Source organism: Paracoccus yibinensis (assembly GCF_030846195.1).
In the GTDB taxonomy this organism is placed as follows: domain Bacteria; phylum Pseudomonadota; class Alphaproteobacteria; order Rhodobacterales; family Rhodobacteraceae; genus Paracoccus; species Paracoccus yibinensis.
In genome coordinates this window covers 47,037-63,303 of record NZ_JAVCWH010000006.1, presented here as the reverse complement: position 1 = coordinate 63,303, position 16,267 = coordinate 47,037, and the positions used below count along the sequence as shown (strand labels likewise).

General features: G+C 67.0%; 15 protein-coding genes. 4 read left to right on the top strand and 11 right to left on the bottom strand.

Going from position 1 to position 16,267, the window contains the following annotated elements:
• Nucleotides 1-72 precede the first annotated feature (72 nt).
• The 5 genes from RAH32_RS13940 to RAH32_RS13920 all read right to left on the bottom strand — a co-directional run bounded on the left by RAH32_RS13940 (nucleotide 73) and on the right by RAH32_RS13920 (nucleotide 5,834).
• Complete coding sequence (locus RAH32_RS13940) at nucleotides 73-594, bottom strand: VPLPA-CTERM sorting domain-containing protein (RefSeq protein ID WP_306608556.1); 522 nt, start codon at nucleotides 592-594, stop codon at nucleotides 73-75.
• A 179-nt stretch (nucleotides 595-773) separates the two neighbouring features.
• Nucleotides 774-1,523, bottom strand: coding sequence for a peptidoglycan-binding domain-containing protein (locus RAH32_RS13935; protein ID WP_306608555.1), 750 nt, complete (start codon nucleotides 1,521-1,523; stop codon nucleotides 774-776).
• Nucleotides 1,524-1,600: 77 nt separating this feature from the next.
• Entirely contained in the window at nucleotides 1,601-2,533 is a 933-nt protein-coding gene (locus RAH32_RS13930; RefSeq protein ID WP_306608554.1) for a DMT family transporter, read from the bottom strand.
• Nucleotides 2,534-2,630: 97 nt separating this feature from the next.
• Nucleotides 2,631-3,968 (bottom strand): ferredoxin reductase family protein, encoded by a 1,338-nt coding sequence (locus RAH32_RS13925; protein ID WP_306608553.1) that lies wholly within the window; start codon nucleotides 3,966-3,968, stop codon nucleotides 2,631-2,633.
• A 180-nt stretch (nucleotides 3,969-4,148) separates the two neighbouring features.
• Nucleotides 4,149-5,834 carry an alpha/beta hydrolase gene (locus RAH32_RS13920; RefSeq protein ID WP_306608552.1) on the bottom strand — a complete coding sequence of 562 codons (1,686 nt, stop codon included), beginning with the start codon at nucleotides 5,832-5,834 and terminating at the stop codon, nucleotides 4,149-4,151.
• A gap of 133 nt (nucleotides 5,835-5,967) precedes the next feature.
• Between RAH32_RS13920 and RAH32_RS13915 the strand changes: the two genes are divergently transcribed.
• Nucleotides 5,968-6,471, top strand: a complete 504-nt coding sequence (locus tag RAH32_RS13915) for a lipocalin family protein (protein WP_306608551.1) — start codon at nucleotides 5,968-5,970, stop codon at nucleotides 6,469-6,471.
• A gap of 8 nt (nucleotides 6,472-6,479) precedes the next feature.
• Here RAH32_RS13915 and RAH32_RS13910 read toward each other — a convergent pair whose 3' ends face one another.
• From RAH32_RS13910 to RAH32_RS13895, 4 genes are read right to left on the bottom strand one after another with little or no spacing between them, the layout of a single operon-like run.
• The gene (locus tag RAH32_RS13910; RefSeq protein WP_306608550.1) at nucleotides 6,480-7,010 is read right to left on the bottom strand and encodes a sarcosine oxidase subunit gamma; all 531 of its coding nucleotides are present in this window, start codon (nucleotides 7,008-7,010) and stop codon (nucleotides 6,480-6,482) included.
• A gap of 12 nt (nucleotides 7,011-7,022) precedes the next feature.
• Nucleotides 7,023-10,004, bottom strand: coding sequence for a sarcosine oxidase subunit alpha (locus RAH32_RS13905; RefSeq protein WP_306608549.1), 2,982 nt, complete (start codon nucleotides 10,002-10,004; stop codon nucleotides 7,023-7,025).
• A complete protein-coding gene (locus RAH32_RS13900) occupies nucleotides 10,001-10,294 on the bottom strand; it encodes a sarcosine oxidase subunit delta (protein WP_306608548.1) in 294 nt (97 codons plus the stop codon). Before RAH32_RS13900 ends, RAH32_RS13905 begins: the two co-directional genes overlap by 4 nt.
• Nucleotides 10,295-10,304: 10 nt before the next feature.
• Complete coding sequence (locus RAH32_RS13895) at nucleotides 10,305-11,558, bottom strand: sarcosine oxidase subunit beta family protein (RefSeq protein WP_306608547.1); 1,254 nt, start codon at nucleotides 11,556-11,558, stop codon at nucleotides 10,305-10,307.
• A gap of 102 nt (nucleotides 11,559-11,660) precedes the next feature.
• Between RAH32_RS13895 and RAH32_RS13890 the strand changes: the two genes are divergently transcribed.
• Nucleotides 11,661-12,656, top strand: a complete 996-nt coding sequence (locus RAH32_RS13890) for a GlxA family transcriptional regulator (protein WP_306608546.1) — start codon at nucleotides 11,661-11,663, stop codon at nucleotides 12,654-12,656.
• Nucleotides 12,657-12,729: 73 nt separating this feature from the next.
• Here the strand turns inward: RAH32_RS13890 and RAH32_RS13885 are convergent, their stop codons facing one another.
• Complete coding sequence (locus RAH32_RS13885; RefSeq protein ID WP_306608545.1) at nucleotides 12,730-13,758, bottom strand: GlxA family transcriptional regulator; 1,029 nt, start codon at nucleotides 13,756-13,758, stop codon at nucleotides 12,730-12,732.
• 247 nt (nucleotides 13,759-14,005) lie between these two features.
• Nucleotides 14,006-14,761 carry an IclR family transcriptional regulator domain-containing protein gene (locus RAH32_RS13880; RefSeq protein ID WP_306608544.1) on the bottom strand — a complete coding sequence of 252 codons (756 nt, stop codon included), beginning with the start codon at nucleotides 14,759-14,761 and terminating at the stop codon, nucleotides 14,006-14,008.
• 103 nt (nucleotides 14,762-14,864) lie between these two features.
• On the opposite strand from RAH32_RS13880, the gene RAH32_RS13875 reads away from it, so the two are divergent.
• The gene (locus RAH32_RS13875; RefSeq protein WP_306608543.1) at nucleotides 14,865-15,599 is read left to right on the top strand and encodes a 3-oxoacid CoA-transferase subunit A; all 735 of its coding nucleotides are present in this window, start codon (nucleotides 14,865-14,867) and stop codon (nucleotides 15,597-15,599) included.
• Entirely contained in the window at nucleotides 15,596-16,267 is a 672-nt protein-coding gene (locus tag RAH32_RS13870; RefSeq protein WP_306608542.1) for a 3-oxoacid CoA-transferase subunit B, read from the top strand. The genes RAH32_RS13875 and RAH32_RS13870 overlap by 4 nt, the downstream gene beginning before the upstream one ends.

The following is a 16,267-nucleotide window of genomic DNA, read 5'->3' as shown; positions in this document are numbered from 1 at the left end:
GTTTAGCGCAAACGGAGGGCGATATCCACATGCCCCGGATCCGAATCGTGTCGCCGGAACGTCCTGTCCCGTTCAGGCGGTCCGACGGCGCCTTCGGACCAAGACAAGCGCGCCGATGCCCAGCGGAAGCAAGGCAGCCGAGGCGGGCAAGGGAACCGGGGCCAGTTGGATCGTGCCCGTCACCATGCGATCCCAGACATGATCCTGTTCATCATAGTAATAGTAAACGGACCCCGTGGTGCCATCCCACGATATGTGGAAATCGTAATCGTCGCCTTGCGGATCATGATTGCTGTAATAGCCGATCCCATTTCTTGTATCGAAATAGTCGCCGCCAAATCCGGCATCACCTGCGTAAGACGAGAACCAGATGGGAATGCCGCTGAAATAATCGCCGGGTGTTCCTGTGAAATCGCCGAACGAAAGAACTCCGCGCAGAATGGTGCCGATTGGCGCGGTAAAGAACACGCCACCATAATCCCGGGATGGAAATCCGTCGCAGTCGCCCCCCTCGCAGATCAGCGTTTCGGTCAGACGAACCATGACATTGAAGTCCTGCCCCTCATACGTTGCCGCGTCCGCGGCTTGCCCCAACCCGACTGCAATGGCTGCCGCCGCGAAGAATGATCTGATACCCATGTAACCCCCTGAACCTGCGAATCGTGCGGCGTAATCGCCGCAACAGGGATCATCGGATCGGCAAAGGGTGCGAGTCTTGGGGAAACCGCGACCCGCACTTCAACCAAGGGCAGAACGGCGGCGGCCTGGCGCGGTCAGCGCAGCAGGCTGTCTGCCTGCGATGCCGTCAGATAGCCGGTCGCCTGAAGCCCGTTCGCCTGCTGCCACGCGGCGATGGCGCCACGGGTGCCGCGTCCGAAGACGCCGTCGATGCCGCGCGTATCATAGCCCTGCCGGGTCAAGCTGGCCTGGATGGCGGAACGCTGCGACCGGCTCAGCCCCAGGTCGCCCTCGGCACCGGCCGCGCCCACGCCCGACGCGCTGCCCGAGGTGGTCTCGAATACGCGGGTGCCCGCCGAGGTGCCCCCTGTGCCGCGCAGGATCTCGTTGGCCTGCGCGGTGCTGAGCGACCCGGTCTGCGAGTAGCCCCGGTCCCGCTGCCACAGCGCGATGGCGCGGCGGGTGCCGGGGCCGAAATTGCCGTCCGCGCCATTGGTGCTGTAGCCAAGGGCGTTCAGTTGCCGCTGGATGCTGACGCGCTGCTGCCGGCTCAGCCCGCTTGTGTCGCCCTGATAGGGATCGTTGCGCGTGGCGGTCGTTCCACCCAGGCGGGCGATCTGGTCGCGGGCCTGTTGCGAATAGCGGCCTCTGGGAAACTGCTGCAGATAGGTTTGATAGCTGCGCAGCGTGCCCTGGCTCTGGGCTTGTTCGAAGGCGGCGCGATCCTGTTCCATCGACAGGTATTCGCGGGCGACGCCGCCCACGATGTCGCCCAGATCCTGGGCTGCGACCGGTGCGGTCAAAGATGCGGCGACAAAGGCCGCAGAAAGCATCGTCCTGACCATGGATAATCTCCTGTGTCTGCCCCTTTCGCGGGGCGCCGGAGATATAGCGCGGACGGGCCATTCCGGGTTCCGGCGGATTATCCTTGCGGTGTCATGGCCTTGCGCTGCCTGCTGCGTTCCAGTCCAAGCTGGCGTTCGCGCCAGATGATCATGATGCCCGCCAGGATCACCAGGGACGCGCCGATCAGCACCACGCGGGCCGGCGCCTCGCCGAAGACATACCAGCCGATCGCGATCGCCAGCAGCATCGAGACATATTCGAAGGGCGCCACCAGCGAGGCATCGGCAAAGCGATAGGCCGAGGTCAGCAGGATCTGCGCCACGCCCCCCAGGATGCCGCTGCCGACCAGCAGCATCGCGGTCGTGGCGTCGGGCCAGACCCAGCCGAAGGGCAGCGTGGCAAGGCCCAGGATCGTCGAAGTGAAGGAAAACCAGAACACGATGGCCGAGGTGCGTTCCTCCTGCACCAGCTTGCGCACGAAGATCTGCGCCAGGGCCGATCCGGCTGCGCCGCCCATGGCGACGACAGCGCCCAGCATCCGGTAAGGGTCGGCATCGGCGTCCAGGCGCAGTTGCGGGGACAGGACGATCAGCACCCCGGTCAGCCCGATCCCCACCATCGACAGACGGAACAGGCGCACGTCCTCGCCCAGAAACATCGCCGCGAAGATCACGACCAGAAGCGGCGCGGCATAGCCGATGGCCGTCGCCTCGGGGAAGGACAGCAGCGCCAGGGCCCAGAAGTTCAGCGCCATGGCGACGGTGCCCACGATGCCGCGATAGACATGGCCCATCGGCCGGACGGTGCGCAGGCCCACGCCCAGTTCGCCCCGAAGCGCCAGCCAGATCAGGATCACGGGAATGGCGAACAGCGACCTGAAGAACACCTGCTGGCCCGCCGGGACCGAGGCGGTTTCCGACGTGGACTTGACCATGGCCGCCATCACCGTGAAGACCGCCACGCTGGCGCATTTCAGCAGGATCCCCTGCATCGGATTGGGGTGGGGCATAAGGGGAAACCGTCTGTGTCGGATGCCCTTGGTTAGGACGCGGCGCGGCGGGCCACAAGGGGCGGCTTGCAGGATGTGCAGTTTTCCCGGGGCGCCGTCAGCGCAGGGCGAAGAACTCCTGGTGGAAGCGCCCAGCGGGCAGGCCGTGGCCGCGCAGGTCGTCCCGCAGGGCGTGGCCAAAGCCCGCCGGTCCGCAGAACCAGACGCTTGCCTCGCGCCAGCCCGGCACCATGGCTCGCAGCCGGTCCCCCGTCAGCCGGCCATCGCGGGCATCGACAAGCACATGCAGCGTCACGCCCGCCGCTTGCGCATCCGCCTTCAGGCGACGGATGGCGTCTTCCTCGTAATCGGTGGTCGTGTGGAACAGGTCGATCTGCTGCGGACCTTTAGCAGGGGTCATGGCCAAGTGCTTCATGCGGGCGATGAAGGGCGTGATGCCGATGCCGCCGCCGATCCAGATCTGGCGGGGACACCCGTCGTCAAAGGTGAAGCAGCCGTAGGGCCCCTCGACCTGCACCGCCTGGCCCACGCGCAGCGTTTCGCGCAGGCGCCGCGTCCAGTCGCCCAGTTCCTTGGCGATGACGGTGATGCGCGGCTGCGCCCCGTCCCAGGCAGATGCGATGGTATAGGGATGCGCGCCTTCGGTCTGGTCCGCCGTGACAAAGGCGAATTGCCCCGCCTCGTGGCCCGGCCAGCCCCAGGGCAGGTCGATTTCGCCCTCCATCACGCGCAGGTCGGGGTGGTATTGCAGCCGGGCGATGCTACCCTGCACCTTGCGGTCCGCGCCGATCCGGCGCGACAGCGCCACGATGGCCGCGAAGCCGCCAGCGGCCATCAGCACGGCCAGCGTCGCGCCCAGGGCCGAGGGCCAGGAGGCGAAGTTCAGCAGGACAATGGCGTGGAACACCAGCACCAGATAGGCCAGCGCGATCAGGCGGTGCGTCTTCTGGAACAGGCGGTAAGGGATGCGCCCGATCAGCGCCACCGCGATCAGCAGCACGGCGGCGTAGAAGGCCCATTTGCCCAGCTGCTCGGCGGTGCCGCGCAGCGATCCCAGCCACTGCTGGACCGCGCTGCCGCCGGGCGCGCGCTGCGGCCGCCTGCCTGGTTCAAGCCAGCCCAGGCTGACCGCCCAGCCAGGCGACTGCGTCCAGGCCCAGTGAAGGACCGCCAGCACCAGGGCACCGATCCCGAACCACTTGTGCAGGCGATACATCTTGTCGAGGCCCCCCAGCCAGCCCTCGGGCCAGCGGGGGCGCAGGGCCAGGATCATCGCCAGGCTCATGCAGGTCATCGCAAGAATGCCCGTCAGCTGGACCATTGCGCCGCGCAGGGCGATGAAGGTTTCGGGCGGCAGGGCAGGCGGGTCCACCGCCAGCCAGAGGGCGCCCATCACCGCAAGGGCGGCCCAGAACGCGACCACGATGCGCCGCATGTTCGGCCTCCGTCATATTTCAGCGGCAGGCTAGACCCGGCTAAGGGGTCAGAGAAGTGCGTTCTGCGCTGATCCGGGTTGCAACTGGCGCCCTGTGTCAGGATGCCGCAGCGATTTCGGGGCGGGCAAGAGCACAGGTTCCAGGCCGGAAAGATCACCGGCGGCGCAGGCCGCGACAGGTCAGTCCACGCCCACCTGCGCCTGCATGTCGCGGAAATGCTGGCGCAGCCGGTCCAGCCCCGCCGCGTCCCAGCCAGGCGGCTGCGTGACGGCCAGCCAGGGTTCGATATGGTCGGTATAGGCATAAAGATGGCCGTGGCCCATCGGCACATGCAGCGACACCGCCATGTCGAAGGCCAGTTGCAGAAAGCTGACGATCGGATACCACCGCAGGTCCGGCGACACGTCGGGACCACGCGGCGGTTCCATCCAGTCGGGGCGGTGCCAGGCGGATCGCGGATCGAAGAACACGATCGGGTCGCTTGCATATTGCAGATAGACGATGCGGATCCCGCCCCAGACATCCCGGGCCGACAGCCCCTGTTGCCCGTCGGTGAAGCGCACGGTCTGCCCCTGCTCCATCCGGGGCAGCCATTCCGGGGATGCCGGGTCGCGTTCGCGCACCAGCGTCTGCCACAGGGGGCTGACGAAGGGCGGCCCGACCCACAGGGCGCCTGCGAAAGGCTGGTCGATCATCTCGGACAGGCGCAGCGACTGCTGCGAGCTGTAGGCCCCCAGGCTGAGACCATAGAGATACAGCCTGGGGCGTTCCTCCTCGGGCAGGGTCAGCCAGCGGCGATAGACGGCGTTGAACAGCGCGCGCCCGGCCTCGGCCGAATATTCGGGCTCGACCAGCAGCGAAATCCAGCTTTGCAGATAGGAATACTGGATCGCGACCGTCGCCACGTCGCCCCGGTGCAGGTATTCCAGCGTCAGCATCGCCGCCGGATCCAGCCAGCCGGTGCCGGTGGGCATCGCCACGACCAGGATGCTGCGCCCGAACCCGCCGATGCGGTCAAGCTCGGCAACGGCCAATGCGGCGCGATCTTCGGCCGTGTTGGCGGCGTTCAGACCGACATAGGCACGCAGGGGCTGCATCGTCCTGCCCCCGGTGACGGCGGCGATGGCCTCGGCCGTGGGGGTGGTGGCGATATGGTTGCGGCCTTCGCGGCCCAGATCCTCCCACGCGATCAGGGATGCGGGGCTGCCTGTCCGCAGCGGGTCCGTCGGCGGCTGGATGTCGGGCGGGATCACGGCGTCAAGCGCGCGGGCGGATGTGTCCGCGGTGCGGATGAAGCCGCTGAACAGGACGCCGTTGGCCAGCGACCACAGCAGCACGGCCCCGATGATCAGGCCCAGAAGATGCGCCGCCCGGCGCGGCACCACACGGGCGATCCGGGCGATCAGGCGGCGGACGAACAGGGCCGCCAGCTTGCCCAGGATCAGGATCACCGCAGCCACCACCAAGGCCATGGCGCCGATCATCAGCGGCAGTCCGGGCGGCGCAAGCTCCATCCCCATGGCCGCGCGGATTCCGTTCTGCCAGCCGGTCGCCCGCCACAGGAACCATCCCACGATCAGCGCCGCGATCGCCGCCGACGCGCAGAGCAGCCACCAGCCCCTGCGCCCCTCGATCAGCGGCAGATCCAGCGTGACCCAGATCCACCGAAGCAGCACCGCCACCCCATAGCCTGCCGCAAAGCAGACGCCGGCAAGCGCGCCCTGCACCCCTTCGCCGCGCGGGATCAGGCTGGGGGTCAGCGACGCCGCCATGAACAGCGCGCCCAGAACCAGCCCCACGCCCGAGACATTCCCGGCGATCCCGAAAAGGATGCGTTCCGGCAGGATCCGTCGCTGTCTGGTCATCGCCCATCCCTTGCCGCCTTTCCCCGATCAGCATCCATCGGGGCAGGGGCGTCAAGTCCCCCCGCCGGACGGGCCATGCGAAACTCTGCCGGCACGGGACGGGTTGACCCGACAACAAGCACAGGAGGTTTCAATGTCCGCAACCCCCCACACCGTCGCCCATGTCGATCTGGACCGCTATCTTGGCACCTGGTTCGAGATTTGCCGCCTGCCGCTGAAATGGGAACCGGACGGCGCGCGGGACATCACCGCGACCTACAGCCTGAACGACGACGGCACGATCCGCGTGGACAACCGCTGCCTGGACGAGGAAGGCAAGCCCACGCAGGCCCTGGGCCAGGCCAAGCCCGTCGATGACAGCAATGCGCGCCTGACGGTCAGCTTCCTGCCGGAATACCTGCGCTGGATCCCGTTCACCAAGGGCGATTACTGGATCCTGCGCCTGGCCGACGATTACAGTGTTTCGCTGGTGGGCACGCCCGACCGCAAGAACCTGTGGCTGCTGTCGCGCAGCCGCGATCTGCCGCAGGCGGTGCGCGACGATTACCTGGCGACCGCGCGGGCCGAAGGGTTCGACCTGTCCGCGCTGATCACCCCGGCCCAAAGCGGCAAGATGGTGGAAATTCCGCCGTCCTGATCGCAGGCCTAAAGCCCCGCCGCGATTTCCTGCCGGACCTGGGACAGCAGCGACCCGACATGCGGGGCGAAGCTGCGCCAGATGTCCATGCGGAAATCGGTCGGGCCGTCGCGCCACAGGATCACGGTGGCGCTGTCGAACACCGTCCGCGCGGCGCTGCCCACGGGCATGGCCGCGACATTGCGCGGGCAGCAGGCTGCCAGCAGGTCCAGCACGGCAGGGCCGGTCAGGCGCAGCGTGATTTCGCGGTCGCTGATGTCCACCAGGCTGTGCGGCGCATCCGCGTAAACCGCGCGGGCGGGGGCCGCCAGATCGGTGCCCTCGGGCGCCACGATCAGCCATTCGTCGGGGCCGAGGCACAGCGCCTCGGTTCCCCCCGCCGCCACGCGGGCACCGACGCGGGTGGGCAGGTCCAGGCCAAGCGCCTGGCCCAGGGTCGCCCGATGCGCGGGCTTGACGCGCAGCGACATGCGCGGGGCGGGGGCCAGATCCTCGACCAGGACGGGCGAGGCGTCGAACTGATGCTTCTGGTTGGTCATCCTTGTCTCTCCTTACGCCTTCAGCCGTTCGTTCTGGGGATCGTAGAACACGGTCGAGGTGATCTTCGCCTTCCGCACGCCGTCCGGCATGGGGATGAAGACCGTCTCGCCCATCTTGTCGAAGCCCCCCTCGATCACCGCCATGGCGATGGGATGGCCCATGGTGGACTGGTAGGAGGAGGTGACATGCCCCACCATCTTCATCGGCTTTGGCTGGTTCGGGTCCAGCACGATCTGCGCCCCTTCCTGCAACAGGCTGCCGTCTTCCGTCAGCAGGCCCACAAGCTGCTTGCGGCCCTTGGCGACAATGTCGGGACGCGACAAGGACCGCTTGCCCACGAAGTCCTTCTTGGCCTTGCCGATGGCCCATTCCAGTCCCGCATCGGCGGGCGTCACCGTGCCATCGGTGTCCTGGCCCACGATGATATAACCCTTTTCGGCCCGCAACACGTGCATCGTCTCGGTGCCATAGGGGCAGATGTCATAGGGCTTGCCGGCCTCCATCAACGCCTTCCACAGGGTCAGGCCGTGGCGGGCGGGGACGTTGACCTCGAAGCCGACCTCGCCGGTGAAGGACAGGCGGAACAGGCGCGCGGGCAGGCCCGCCACGGTGCATTCCGCACAGGACATGTGCGGGAAGTCGTCCCAGTTGACGCCTTCCACCAGCGGCTTCAGCATCGTCAGCGCGTTCGGCCCGTTCAGCGCAACCGTCGCCCACTGTTCCGTGGTCGAGGTCAGCCAGACGTCAAGCTCGGGCCATTCGGTCTGGAGGTAATCCTCCATCATCGTCAGGACGCGCGCCGCGCCGCCGGTGGTGGTGGTGACGTGGAACAGGTCGGGTGACAGCCGACCGATCACGCCGTCGTCGCGGATGAAGCCGTCCTCGCCCAGCAGCAACCCGTAACGGCAGCGGCCCGGCGCGAGCTTGGTCCAGGGGTTGGTGTACATGCGGTTCATGAATTCGACCGCGTCGGGGCCTGCGACCTCGATCTTGCCCAGGGTCGAGGCGTCGAAGATGCCCAGCGACGCCCGCGTGGCCTTGCATTCGCGCAGCACGGCGGCGTGCATGTCCTCGCCCGGTTTCGGGAAATACCAGGCGCGGCGCCATTGGGCGACGGGTTCGAAGACCGCGCCGTTCGCCTCGGCCCAAGGGTCGATGGGGGTCTTGCGGGTCAGCTGGAAGGTCTCGCCGCGCAGGTAGCCGCAGAAGGCGCCGAAGCTGGTCGGCGTATAGGGCGGGCGGAAGGTGGTCAGGCCCACCTGCGGCGGCTGTTTCCCAAGCGCATCGGCGGCGATCATCAACCCGTTGATGTTCGACATCTTGCCCTGGTCGGTCGCCATGCCGTTGGTGGTGTAACGCTTGACATGCTCGATCGAGCGCATGCCTTCGCGCACGGCCAGGCGGATGTCCTTGGCGGTCACGTCGTTCTGGAAGTCGATGAAGGCGCGCGCCTTGCCCGCATTGCCGTCGGTCGGCAGTTCGGTGTGGCTGACCCCGGTGCCGGGGCGGTCGTTCGCCACCGTGAAGCGCCCCTCGTGGCCCGCACGACCCAGCCCTTCAAGGGCACGCAGCCCCGCCGCCGCGCCGTCGGCCAGAACCGCTTCATAACCCCAAAGGCCGCGACCCGCGCCCGCGATCTCGCATTCCTCGGTCTTGCGGTCGGGCAGGAAGGTGTTGCTTGCGCCGTCCCAGGCCAGCGAGCCCTTGGTGTGGGAAAACAGATGCAGCGAGGGCGTCCAGCCGCCCGACATCAGCAGGCAGTCGCACGGGATGGAACGCCCGGTGCCGACATGGGTGCCACGCACAGGTGCGGCACGGACGGATTTCACGCGCAACCGGCCCTTGGTCGTGGTGACGGTGTGGCCGTTCAGAACCTCGATCCCGCGCTTGCGGGCGCCTTCAGCCAAGTCGGGGCGCACCGAGTCGCGCGTGTCGATGATCGCCGCCACCTTGGCGCCGTTGTCGGACAGGTCAAAGGCCGCATACCAGGCGCTGTCATGGCTGGTGATAACCGCCGGGTTATTGCCGACCTTGACGCCATACTTGTGCAGATATGTCTGCGCGGCACTGGCCAGCATCACGCCAGGGCGGTCGTTGCCGTCAAAGACCAGCGGCTTTTCCAGCGCGCCCTGCGCCAGCACCACCTGGCCCGCGCGCACCCGCCACATGCGTTCGCGCGGCGCGCCCTTCGGCGGGTTGTCCAGGTGATCCGTCAGCCGCTGGCACAGCCCCACCATGTTCTGGTGATAGTATCCGATCGCCGTGGTCCGCGTCATCAGCCGCACGCCGGCGGCGCGCAGGCGGCCCAGTTGCCCCTCGACCCAGTCCCAGGCGGGCTTGCCATCGATCTGCACGGCAGGATCGGACAGCAGCGATCCGCCCATCTCGGGGTTCTCATCGACCAGCGTCACGTCGGCGCCCGACTGCGCCGCCGACAGCGCCGCAGCGATCCCCGCCGGACCCGCGCCGACGATCAGCACGTCGGTATGGAGGTAGCGGCTGGCATAGTGGTCGGGATCGGGCTCGGTCGGCGACTTGCCAAGGCCCGCCGCGCCCCGGATCACGGGTTCATAGATCTTGTCCCAGAACGACTTGGGCCACATGAAGGTCTTGTAGTAGAACCCGGCCGAAAACAGCATATAGGCCCGGTCGTTGATCGCGCCCACGTCGAAGGACAGGTTCGGCCACTTGTTCTGGCTTTCCGTGACCAGGCCCGCGCGCAGTTCCTGGACGGTGGCGCGCGTGTTCGGCTCAAACCGGCCTGCGCCGCGGCTGGTGCCGATCAGCGCGTTCGGCTCCTCGGACCCGGCGCTGACTGCGCCGCGCGGGCGGTGATACTTGAAGGACCGGCCCATCAGGTGGACGCCATTGGCCAGCAGGGCGGATGCCACCGAGTCGCCGCGCAACCCGCGATAGGTCTTGCCGTCGAAGGTAAAGGAAACGGGCGCGGAATGATCGACGCGGCCCTTGCCCGGAATGCGATAGCGGCTCATTCGGCGGCCTCTTGGGTCAGGGTGGGACGGGCTTCGCCCGCCTTGTAGGTCATCAGGAAGCGGTCGCTGACCGTGTCGCGCAGCGCGTTGAAGAAGCGCCCGCAACCGACATGGCGCCAGCGTTCGTAATGCGGCCCGCGCGCGTTGGTGCGGATGAACAGGAAGTCGCGCCATTCCTCGTCCGACAGGGCCGAGGGGTCGGCGGGCCGGGCGATATGCGCCTCGCCCGCATAGGTGAACTCCAGTTCCGGCAGGGTGTCTTCGCAATAAGGGCAATGGATCAGCAGCATGGCGGGTTCCTCAATGCGCGACGGCAGCGGCGGCGGCTTCGTCGATCAGACAGCCGGTGGTGAAGCGTTCCAGCGTGAAGGGCGCGTTCAGCGGGTGCGGCTCGTCCTTGGCAATCGTCCAGGCCAGCAGATGCGCCGCCCCCGGCGTGGCCTTGAAGCCGCCCGTGCCCCAACCGCAGTTGACGTAAAGCCCCTTGACCGGCGTCTTGCCCAGGATGGCGCTTCGGTCGGGCGTCACGTCCACGATGCCGCCCCATTTGCGCAGCATCCGCATCCGGGTGAAGATCGGGAAGACCTCGCAGATCGCGGCCACGGTATGCTCGATCAGCGGCAGCCCGCCGCGCTGGCTGTAGCTGGTGTACTGGTCGGTGCCCGATCCGATCACCAGCTCGCCCTTGTCGGACTGGCTGATATAGGCGTGGACGGTGTTCGACATGACCACGCAGGGGAAGATCGGCTTCACGGGCTCGCTGACTAGGGCCTGCAGCGGGAAGCTTTCAAGCGGCATCCGCAGCCCGGCGCTGTCCATCACGACACTGGTGTTCCCGGCGGCAGACACGGCGACCTTCTTCGCCCGGATGAAGCCCTTGGCGGTATCGACGCCGATCACCGCGCCGTCCGGCCCGCGCCGGATCGCGTTGACCGCGCAGTTCTGGATGATGTCTACGCCACGGGCGGCCGCCGCGCGGGCATAGCCCCAGGCCACCGCGTCATGCCGCGCCGTGCCCGCCCGCATCTGCAGCGCGCCGCCCATCACCGGATAGCGGGCATCGGGGCTGATGTTCAGCGGCGGGCAGAAGGCCTTGCATTCCGCCGCGGTCAGCCAGCGGTTGTCCACGCCGTTCAGGCGGTTCGAATGGACGTGGCGCTGGAAGGACTGCACGTCATGGACGTTGTGCGCCAGCATCAGCACGCCGCGCTTGGAATACATGATGTTGTAGTTCAGCTCCTGCGAAAGGTTGTCCCACAGGTCCAGCGCGTGGTCGTAGAGCTTGGCGCTTTCGTCATAGAGATAGTTCGACCGGATGATCGTGGTGTTGCGGCCCGTGTTGCCGCCGCCCAGCCAGCCCTTGTCGATCACCGCGACATTGGTGATGCCGTGTTCCTTGGCCAGGTAATAGGCCGCGCCCAACCCATGCCCGCCCGCACCGACGATCACCACGTCGTATTCGGCCTTGGGCTGGCTGTCAGGCCATTGTTCGCGCCAGCCCTTGTGGCCGTTGAGCGCCTGTTTCAGCAGCGAGAAGGCGGAAAAATGGGTCATGCGGGGCGAACCTTCTGGGCGATTCCGGGATGTCCTGGAAAATGCCAGAAAGGACGCTTCGCCGACTGGATCCCTGCGCCAGTGCAGTGTTACATTTGCGTCATGCGCGACACTCCTGCCCCCCATGATTCCCTGCGGCTGCGCGTCGGCTTTCTGCTGGCGCGGCGCTTCACCCTGTCGGCCTTCGCCAATTTCGTGGACGTGCTGCGGCTGGCTGCGGATGAAGGCGACCGATCCCGCCCGATCCGCTGTTCATGGCGGGTTCTGGCGACCTCGGGCCAGCCGGTGCAGTCAAGCTGCGGCATCAGCGTCACCCCGGATGAAAAGCTGGGCGATCCGGCGCGCTTCGACTACATCGTCGTGGTCGGCGGCCTGATCGACGAGATCGAGCGGCTGGAGCCGGAATACACCGCCTTCCTGCACCGCGCCGCCAAGGCAGGCGTGCCGCTGGTCGGCGTCTGCACCGGCGCCTTCATCCTGCACCGCGCCGGGCTGATGAACGGATACCGCTGCTGCGTCAGCTGGTTCCACCACGAGGATTTCCTGGAACAGTTCGACGGGCTGCGCCCCGTATCCGACCGCATCTTCGTGGTGGACCGCGACCGGCTGACCTGTTCCGGCGGGGCCAGTTCCGCGCATCTGGCGGCCTTTTTGATCGACCGGCACATCGGCCGGGCTGCGGCGCAGAAAAGCCTGCACATCATGATCATCGACGAGGCGATGGCCGCCGACGATCCCCAACCTGGCCTGCCGCTGGAGCTGAAGACCCAGGACACGCTGGTCCGCCGCGCGCTGCTGATGCTGCAACAAAGCATGGATTCGCCCCCCGCCGTGGCCGATGTCGCGGCCCAGTTGCAGGTCAGCCGCCGCAAGCTGGAGCGCCATTTCGCGGCATCCCTGTCCATGTCGCCCGCCGAGGCCTTCATGCGCATTCGCTTGTCCCAGGTGCGGATGCTGCTGGCGCGTCCCGACCGCACCATCAGCCAGATCGCCGCCGAGACGGGCTTCTGCGACGCGTCCCACCTGATCCGCGTCTTCCGCGACATGATGGGCGTGACGCCGGAACAATGGCGCAGAGGCGCGCGGGAAACCGCTTGAAGGCTGGCGCCCGCCGGCATCGGTAGGGTGGGGTGAAACCCTACCCTACCGATGCTTGCCCGTTCCGTAGAATCTAGCTTGCCAACGCCAGCACCGGCCCCGCCTCGGCCCTGCCCGGCATTGCCACCACCGCCCCCTTCTGCACCCCGCGTTCGCGATAGGGCGACGTCCCATAACGTTCCCGGTAGCATTTCGAGAAATGCGAGGAACTGGAAAATCCGCAGGCAATGGCGATCTCGATCAGGGGCAGGTCGGTGTTCAGCAGCAATTGGCGCGCGCGGGTCAGGCGAGCTTCCAGATAATAGCGTTTCGGGCTGCGGTTCATATATCGCATGAACAGCCGTTCAAGCTGACGGGTGGACATGCCGGCGTCAGCCGCCAGTTGCGAAGGGCTGACGGGATTTTCCAGGTTCGCCTCGATCCGGGCGACCACGGCGGCCAGGCGGGGATGGCGGATGCCGATGCGGGTGGCGATGGACAGCCGCTGGTGATCGCGCCCGGTGCGGATGGTGGTATGCAGCATCTGGTCGGCGATCTGGGACGCAAGATCCGCCCCCTGCGCCCGGCCGATCACATGCAGCATCATGTCGATCGAGGATGTGCCGCCCCCCGCCGTCAGCCGCGCACCGTCATCCACGAAGACCTGCCGGTGCAGACGCACCTCGGGGAAGGTTTCGGTGAAGGAATCGTGGTTTTCCCAATGGATCGTGGCACACCGTCCATCCAGCAGCCCCGCCTTGGCCAGCACATGCGCGCCCGTGCAGACGGCGCCCAGCGTCACCCCCGCCCGCGCCTGTCTGCGCAGCCAGGCCAGCACCGGCCGCGTCGCCTGTGCGGTGATCGCATCGCCGCCGCAGACGATCACCGCGTCGTCGCGCCCCAGGGCGATATCATCGCCGAATCCGCCATCAAGCCGGATTTGCGAGCCGTTGGAGCAGGTGGCGAACCCCCCTTCGGCCCCGATCAGACGCCAGTCGTAAAGCCGGGCGCAGGCCATCTTGTTGGCCAGACGCAGCGCATCCAGGGCCGCAGCGAAGGGCAGCATGGTAAAGCGGTCCAGAAGCAGGAAGGTGAAGCGCCGGGGGGTAGAAGACTGTGCCATGGATCCTCTGTCGCGGGATGCTGCGGACCGTTCGTGACGCGAGCGTGACAGAGAGCGCCGCCGATGCGATGGATATTCGCGGCAGATCCATATGAAGCTTGCGGCAGAGCCCCTCGGACCGCAGATGCGTTAAGGTCCATGATGCCCCAATGGACCTCTTGGCCCTGCTGCTGTGCGGCCATACCCAACAGGCTGACCTCTGACCAGGCGGCGGATCTTGGCGGGTCCACAACCTGACCCGGGGCGACTAGCGCAGCACGCGCCGCAACCCGTCCTGCACCTTCAGAAGCGGCTCCAGATACAGGCGCGGCAGTTCGCCCGCATCGGCCTGCACCGCCGCCACCCCGGTGTTCAGCGCGGCCACCACCCGGCCATGCACGGAATGAAGCGGGACCGCGATCGACCGCAGGCCCAGTTCGACCTCCTGGTCGATGACCGCGTATCCGTCCCGGCGGGCGGCATCGACGCGGGCCATGATCTCGGCAGGGTCGGTCAGGCTGTGGGGGGTGCGCGGCGTCAGGTCCGAGGCATCGATGACGGCGCGTGCCCGGTCGGGGGGCAGGGCCGCCAGCAGCACCCGGCCCATCGACGTGCAATGGGCGGGCAGGCGCGATCCCGGCATCAGGCCGATGGACATGACCCGCCGCTGCGCCGCGCGGGCCAGATAGACGATCTCGGTCCCGTCCAGGATCGACACGGAGGTGGACTGTCCGATCCGGTCCGACAACTGGTCCAGCCAGGGCTGCACCATCTGCGCAAGCGGCATCGCGGCCAATGCCCCCATGCCCAGACGCAGCACGCGGGCGGTCAGCGTGAAGAACTTGCCGTCGTAATCGGCATAGCCCAACTGGTGCAGGGTCAGAAGGCAGCGCCGCGCCGTGGCGCGGTCCAGTCCCGTGGCATCCGACATATCGGAAATCGACATGCGGGGGTTCTCGGCGCGGAACGCCTCGATCACGCGCAGGCCCTTGGCAAGCGATCCGATGGTGTCCTTGTTCGTCATGCGCACAGGTTCATGCGCATTGCGGACAAAAGTCAAGATGCGCACAAAATGGTTGTCCGTTGTGTCCTTGAAGCCCTAATGCGGTCCAAACGCAGGAGGACCCATGGACAAGCGCATTGCGACCCTGGCCCAGGCCGTGGCGGAGATTCCCGACGGCGCATCGGTCATGATCGGCGGTTTCGGGGGATCGGGCGCGCCGATCGAACTGATCCACGCCCTGATCGACCGATATCTGGCGACCGGCAGCCCCCGGAACCTGACGGTCATCAACAACAACGCAGGCAATGGCCATGTCGGCATCGCGGCGATGATCGAACAGGGCATGGTGGCAAAGATGGTCTGTTCCTTTCCCCGGTCTGCCGATCCCCGCGTCTTCACGGAAAGATACCTGGCCGGAGAGATCGAGCTGGAACTGGTTCCCCAAGGCACGCTGGCCGAACGCATCCGCGCGGGCGGGGCAGGGATCCCGGCCTTCTATACCCCCACGGGCTTTGGCACGGATCTGGCCCACGACAAGCCGGTCGCGGAGTTCGACGGACGCAGCTATGTCCAGGAACGCTGGCTCAAGGCGGATTTCGCGCTGATCAAGGCGGAAACCGGCGACCACCTGGGCAACCTGACCTATCGCATGGCCGCGCGGAACTTTGCGCCCCTGATGGCCATGGCTGCGGCGCGCACGGTCGTGCAGGTCAGCCATGTGGTCGAACCCGGCGGCATCGACCCCGAGGCGGTCGTCACCCCTGGCATCTTCGTGGATGCCATCGTGACTGTTCCCCACCCAGCGCAGGAAGAAGACCTGAACCGCGCCAACGCATATTACCCAAAGGTGACGGCATGACCGCCAAGCTTTCGAACGCCCAGATCGCCTGGCGCGCGGCCCAGGACATCCAGGACGGCGCCTATGTGAACCTCGGGATCGGCTTTCCCGAAGTGGTCGCCCGTTTCCAGCCGCCCGGACGGCAGGCGATCTTTCACACGGAAAACGGCATCCTCGGCTTTGGCGAGGCGCCCGCGCCGGGCGAGGAAGACTGGGACCTGATCAACGCGGGCAAGAAGGCCGTGACGATCAAGCCCGGCACCGCCTTCTTCCACCATGCCGACAGCTTTGCCATGGTGCGGGGCGGGCATCTGGACGTGGCGATCCTGGGCGCCTATCAGGTCGCGCAGAACGGCGATCTGGCGAACTGGTCCACGGGGCCGAAGGGCGTGCCCGCCGTGGGCGGCGCGATGGATCTGGTCCATGGCGCAAAACGCGTGGCGGTCATCACCGATCATGTCACCAAGGACGGCAAGCCGAAGCTGCTGGAGGCTTGCACCCTGCCGCTGACCGGGGTGGGTTGCGTGACCCGTGTCTATACCAGCCTTGCCGTGGTGGACATCGTGGATGGCCGCTTCGTGCTGCGCGAAAAGCTGGCCGCGCTGTCCTTCGACGACCTGCAATCCCTGACTGGCGCCGCCCTTCACCTGGATGGTGACGTGGCCGACCTGACCTGTCCCGAGGTGTGA

Excerpts from the sequence above, each read along its gene's own strand:
- RAH32_RS13935 (WP_306608555.1), bottom strand. The coding sequence starts at position 1,523 with ATGGTCAGGACGATGCTTTCTGCGGCCTTTGTCGCCGCATCTTTGACC.
- RAH32_RS13930 (WP_306608554.1), bottom strand. The coding sequence starts at position 2,533 with ATGCCCCACCCCAATCCGATGCAGGGGATCCTGCTGAAATGCGCCAGC.
- RAH32_RS13925 (WP_306608553.1), bottom strand. The coding sequence starts at position 3,968 with ATGCGGCGCATCGTGGTCGCGTTCTGGGCCGCCCTTGCGGTGATGGGC.
- RAH32_RS13920 (WP_306608552.1), bottom strand. The coding sequence starts at position 5,834 with ATGACCAGACAGCGACGGATCCTGCCGGAACGCATCCTTTTCGGGATC.
- RAH32_RS13915 (WP_306608551.1), top strand. The coding sequence starts at position 5,968 with ATGTCCGCAACCCCCCACACCGTCGCCCATGTCGATCTGGACCGCTAT.
- RAH32_RS13910 (WP_306608550.1), bottom strand. The coding sequence starts at position 7,010 with ATGACCAACCAGAAGCATCAGTTCGACGCCTCGCCCGTCCTGGTCGAG.
- RAH32_RS13905 (WP_306608549.1), bottom strand. The coding sequence starts at position 10,004 with ATGAGCCGCTATCGCATTCCGGGCAAGGGCCGCGTCGATCATTCCGCG.
- RAH32_RS13900 (WP_306608548.1), bottom strand. The coding sequence starts at position 10,294 with ATGCTGCTGATCCATTGCCCTTATTGCGAAGACACCCTGCCGGAACTG.
- RAH32_RS13895 (WP_306608547.1), bottom strand. The coding sequence starts at position 11,558 with ATGACCCATTTTTCCGCCTTCTCGCTGCTGAAACAGGCGCTCAACGGC.
- RAH32_RS13890 (WP_306608546.1), top strand. The coding sequence starts at position 11,661 with ATGCGCGACACTCCTGCCCCCCATGATTCCCTGCGGCTGCGCGTCGGC.
- RAH32_RS13885 (WP_306608545.1), bottom strand. The coding sequence starts at position 13,758 with ATGGCACAGTCTTCTACCCCCCGGCGCTTCACCTTCCTGCTTCTGGAC.
- RAH32_RS13880 (WP_306608544.1), bottom strand. The coding sequence starts at position 14,761 with ATGACGAACAAGGACACCATCGGATCGCTTGCCAAGGGCCTGCGCGTG.
- RAH32_RS13875 (WP_306608543.1), top strand. The coding sequence starts at position 14,865 with ATGGACAAGCGCATTGCGACCCTGGCCCAGGCCGTGGCGGAGATTCCC.
- RAH32_RS13870 (WP_306608542.1), top strand. The coding sequence starts at position 15,596 with ATGACCGCCAAGCTTTCGAACGCCCAGATCGCCTGGCGCGCGGCCCAG.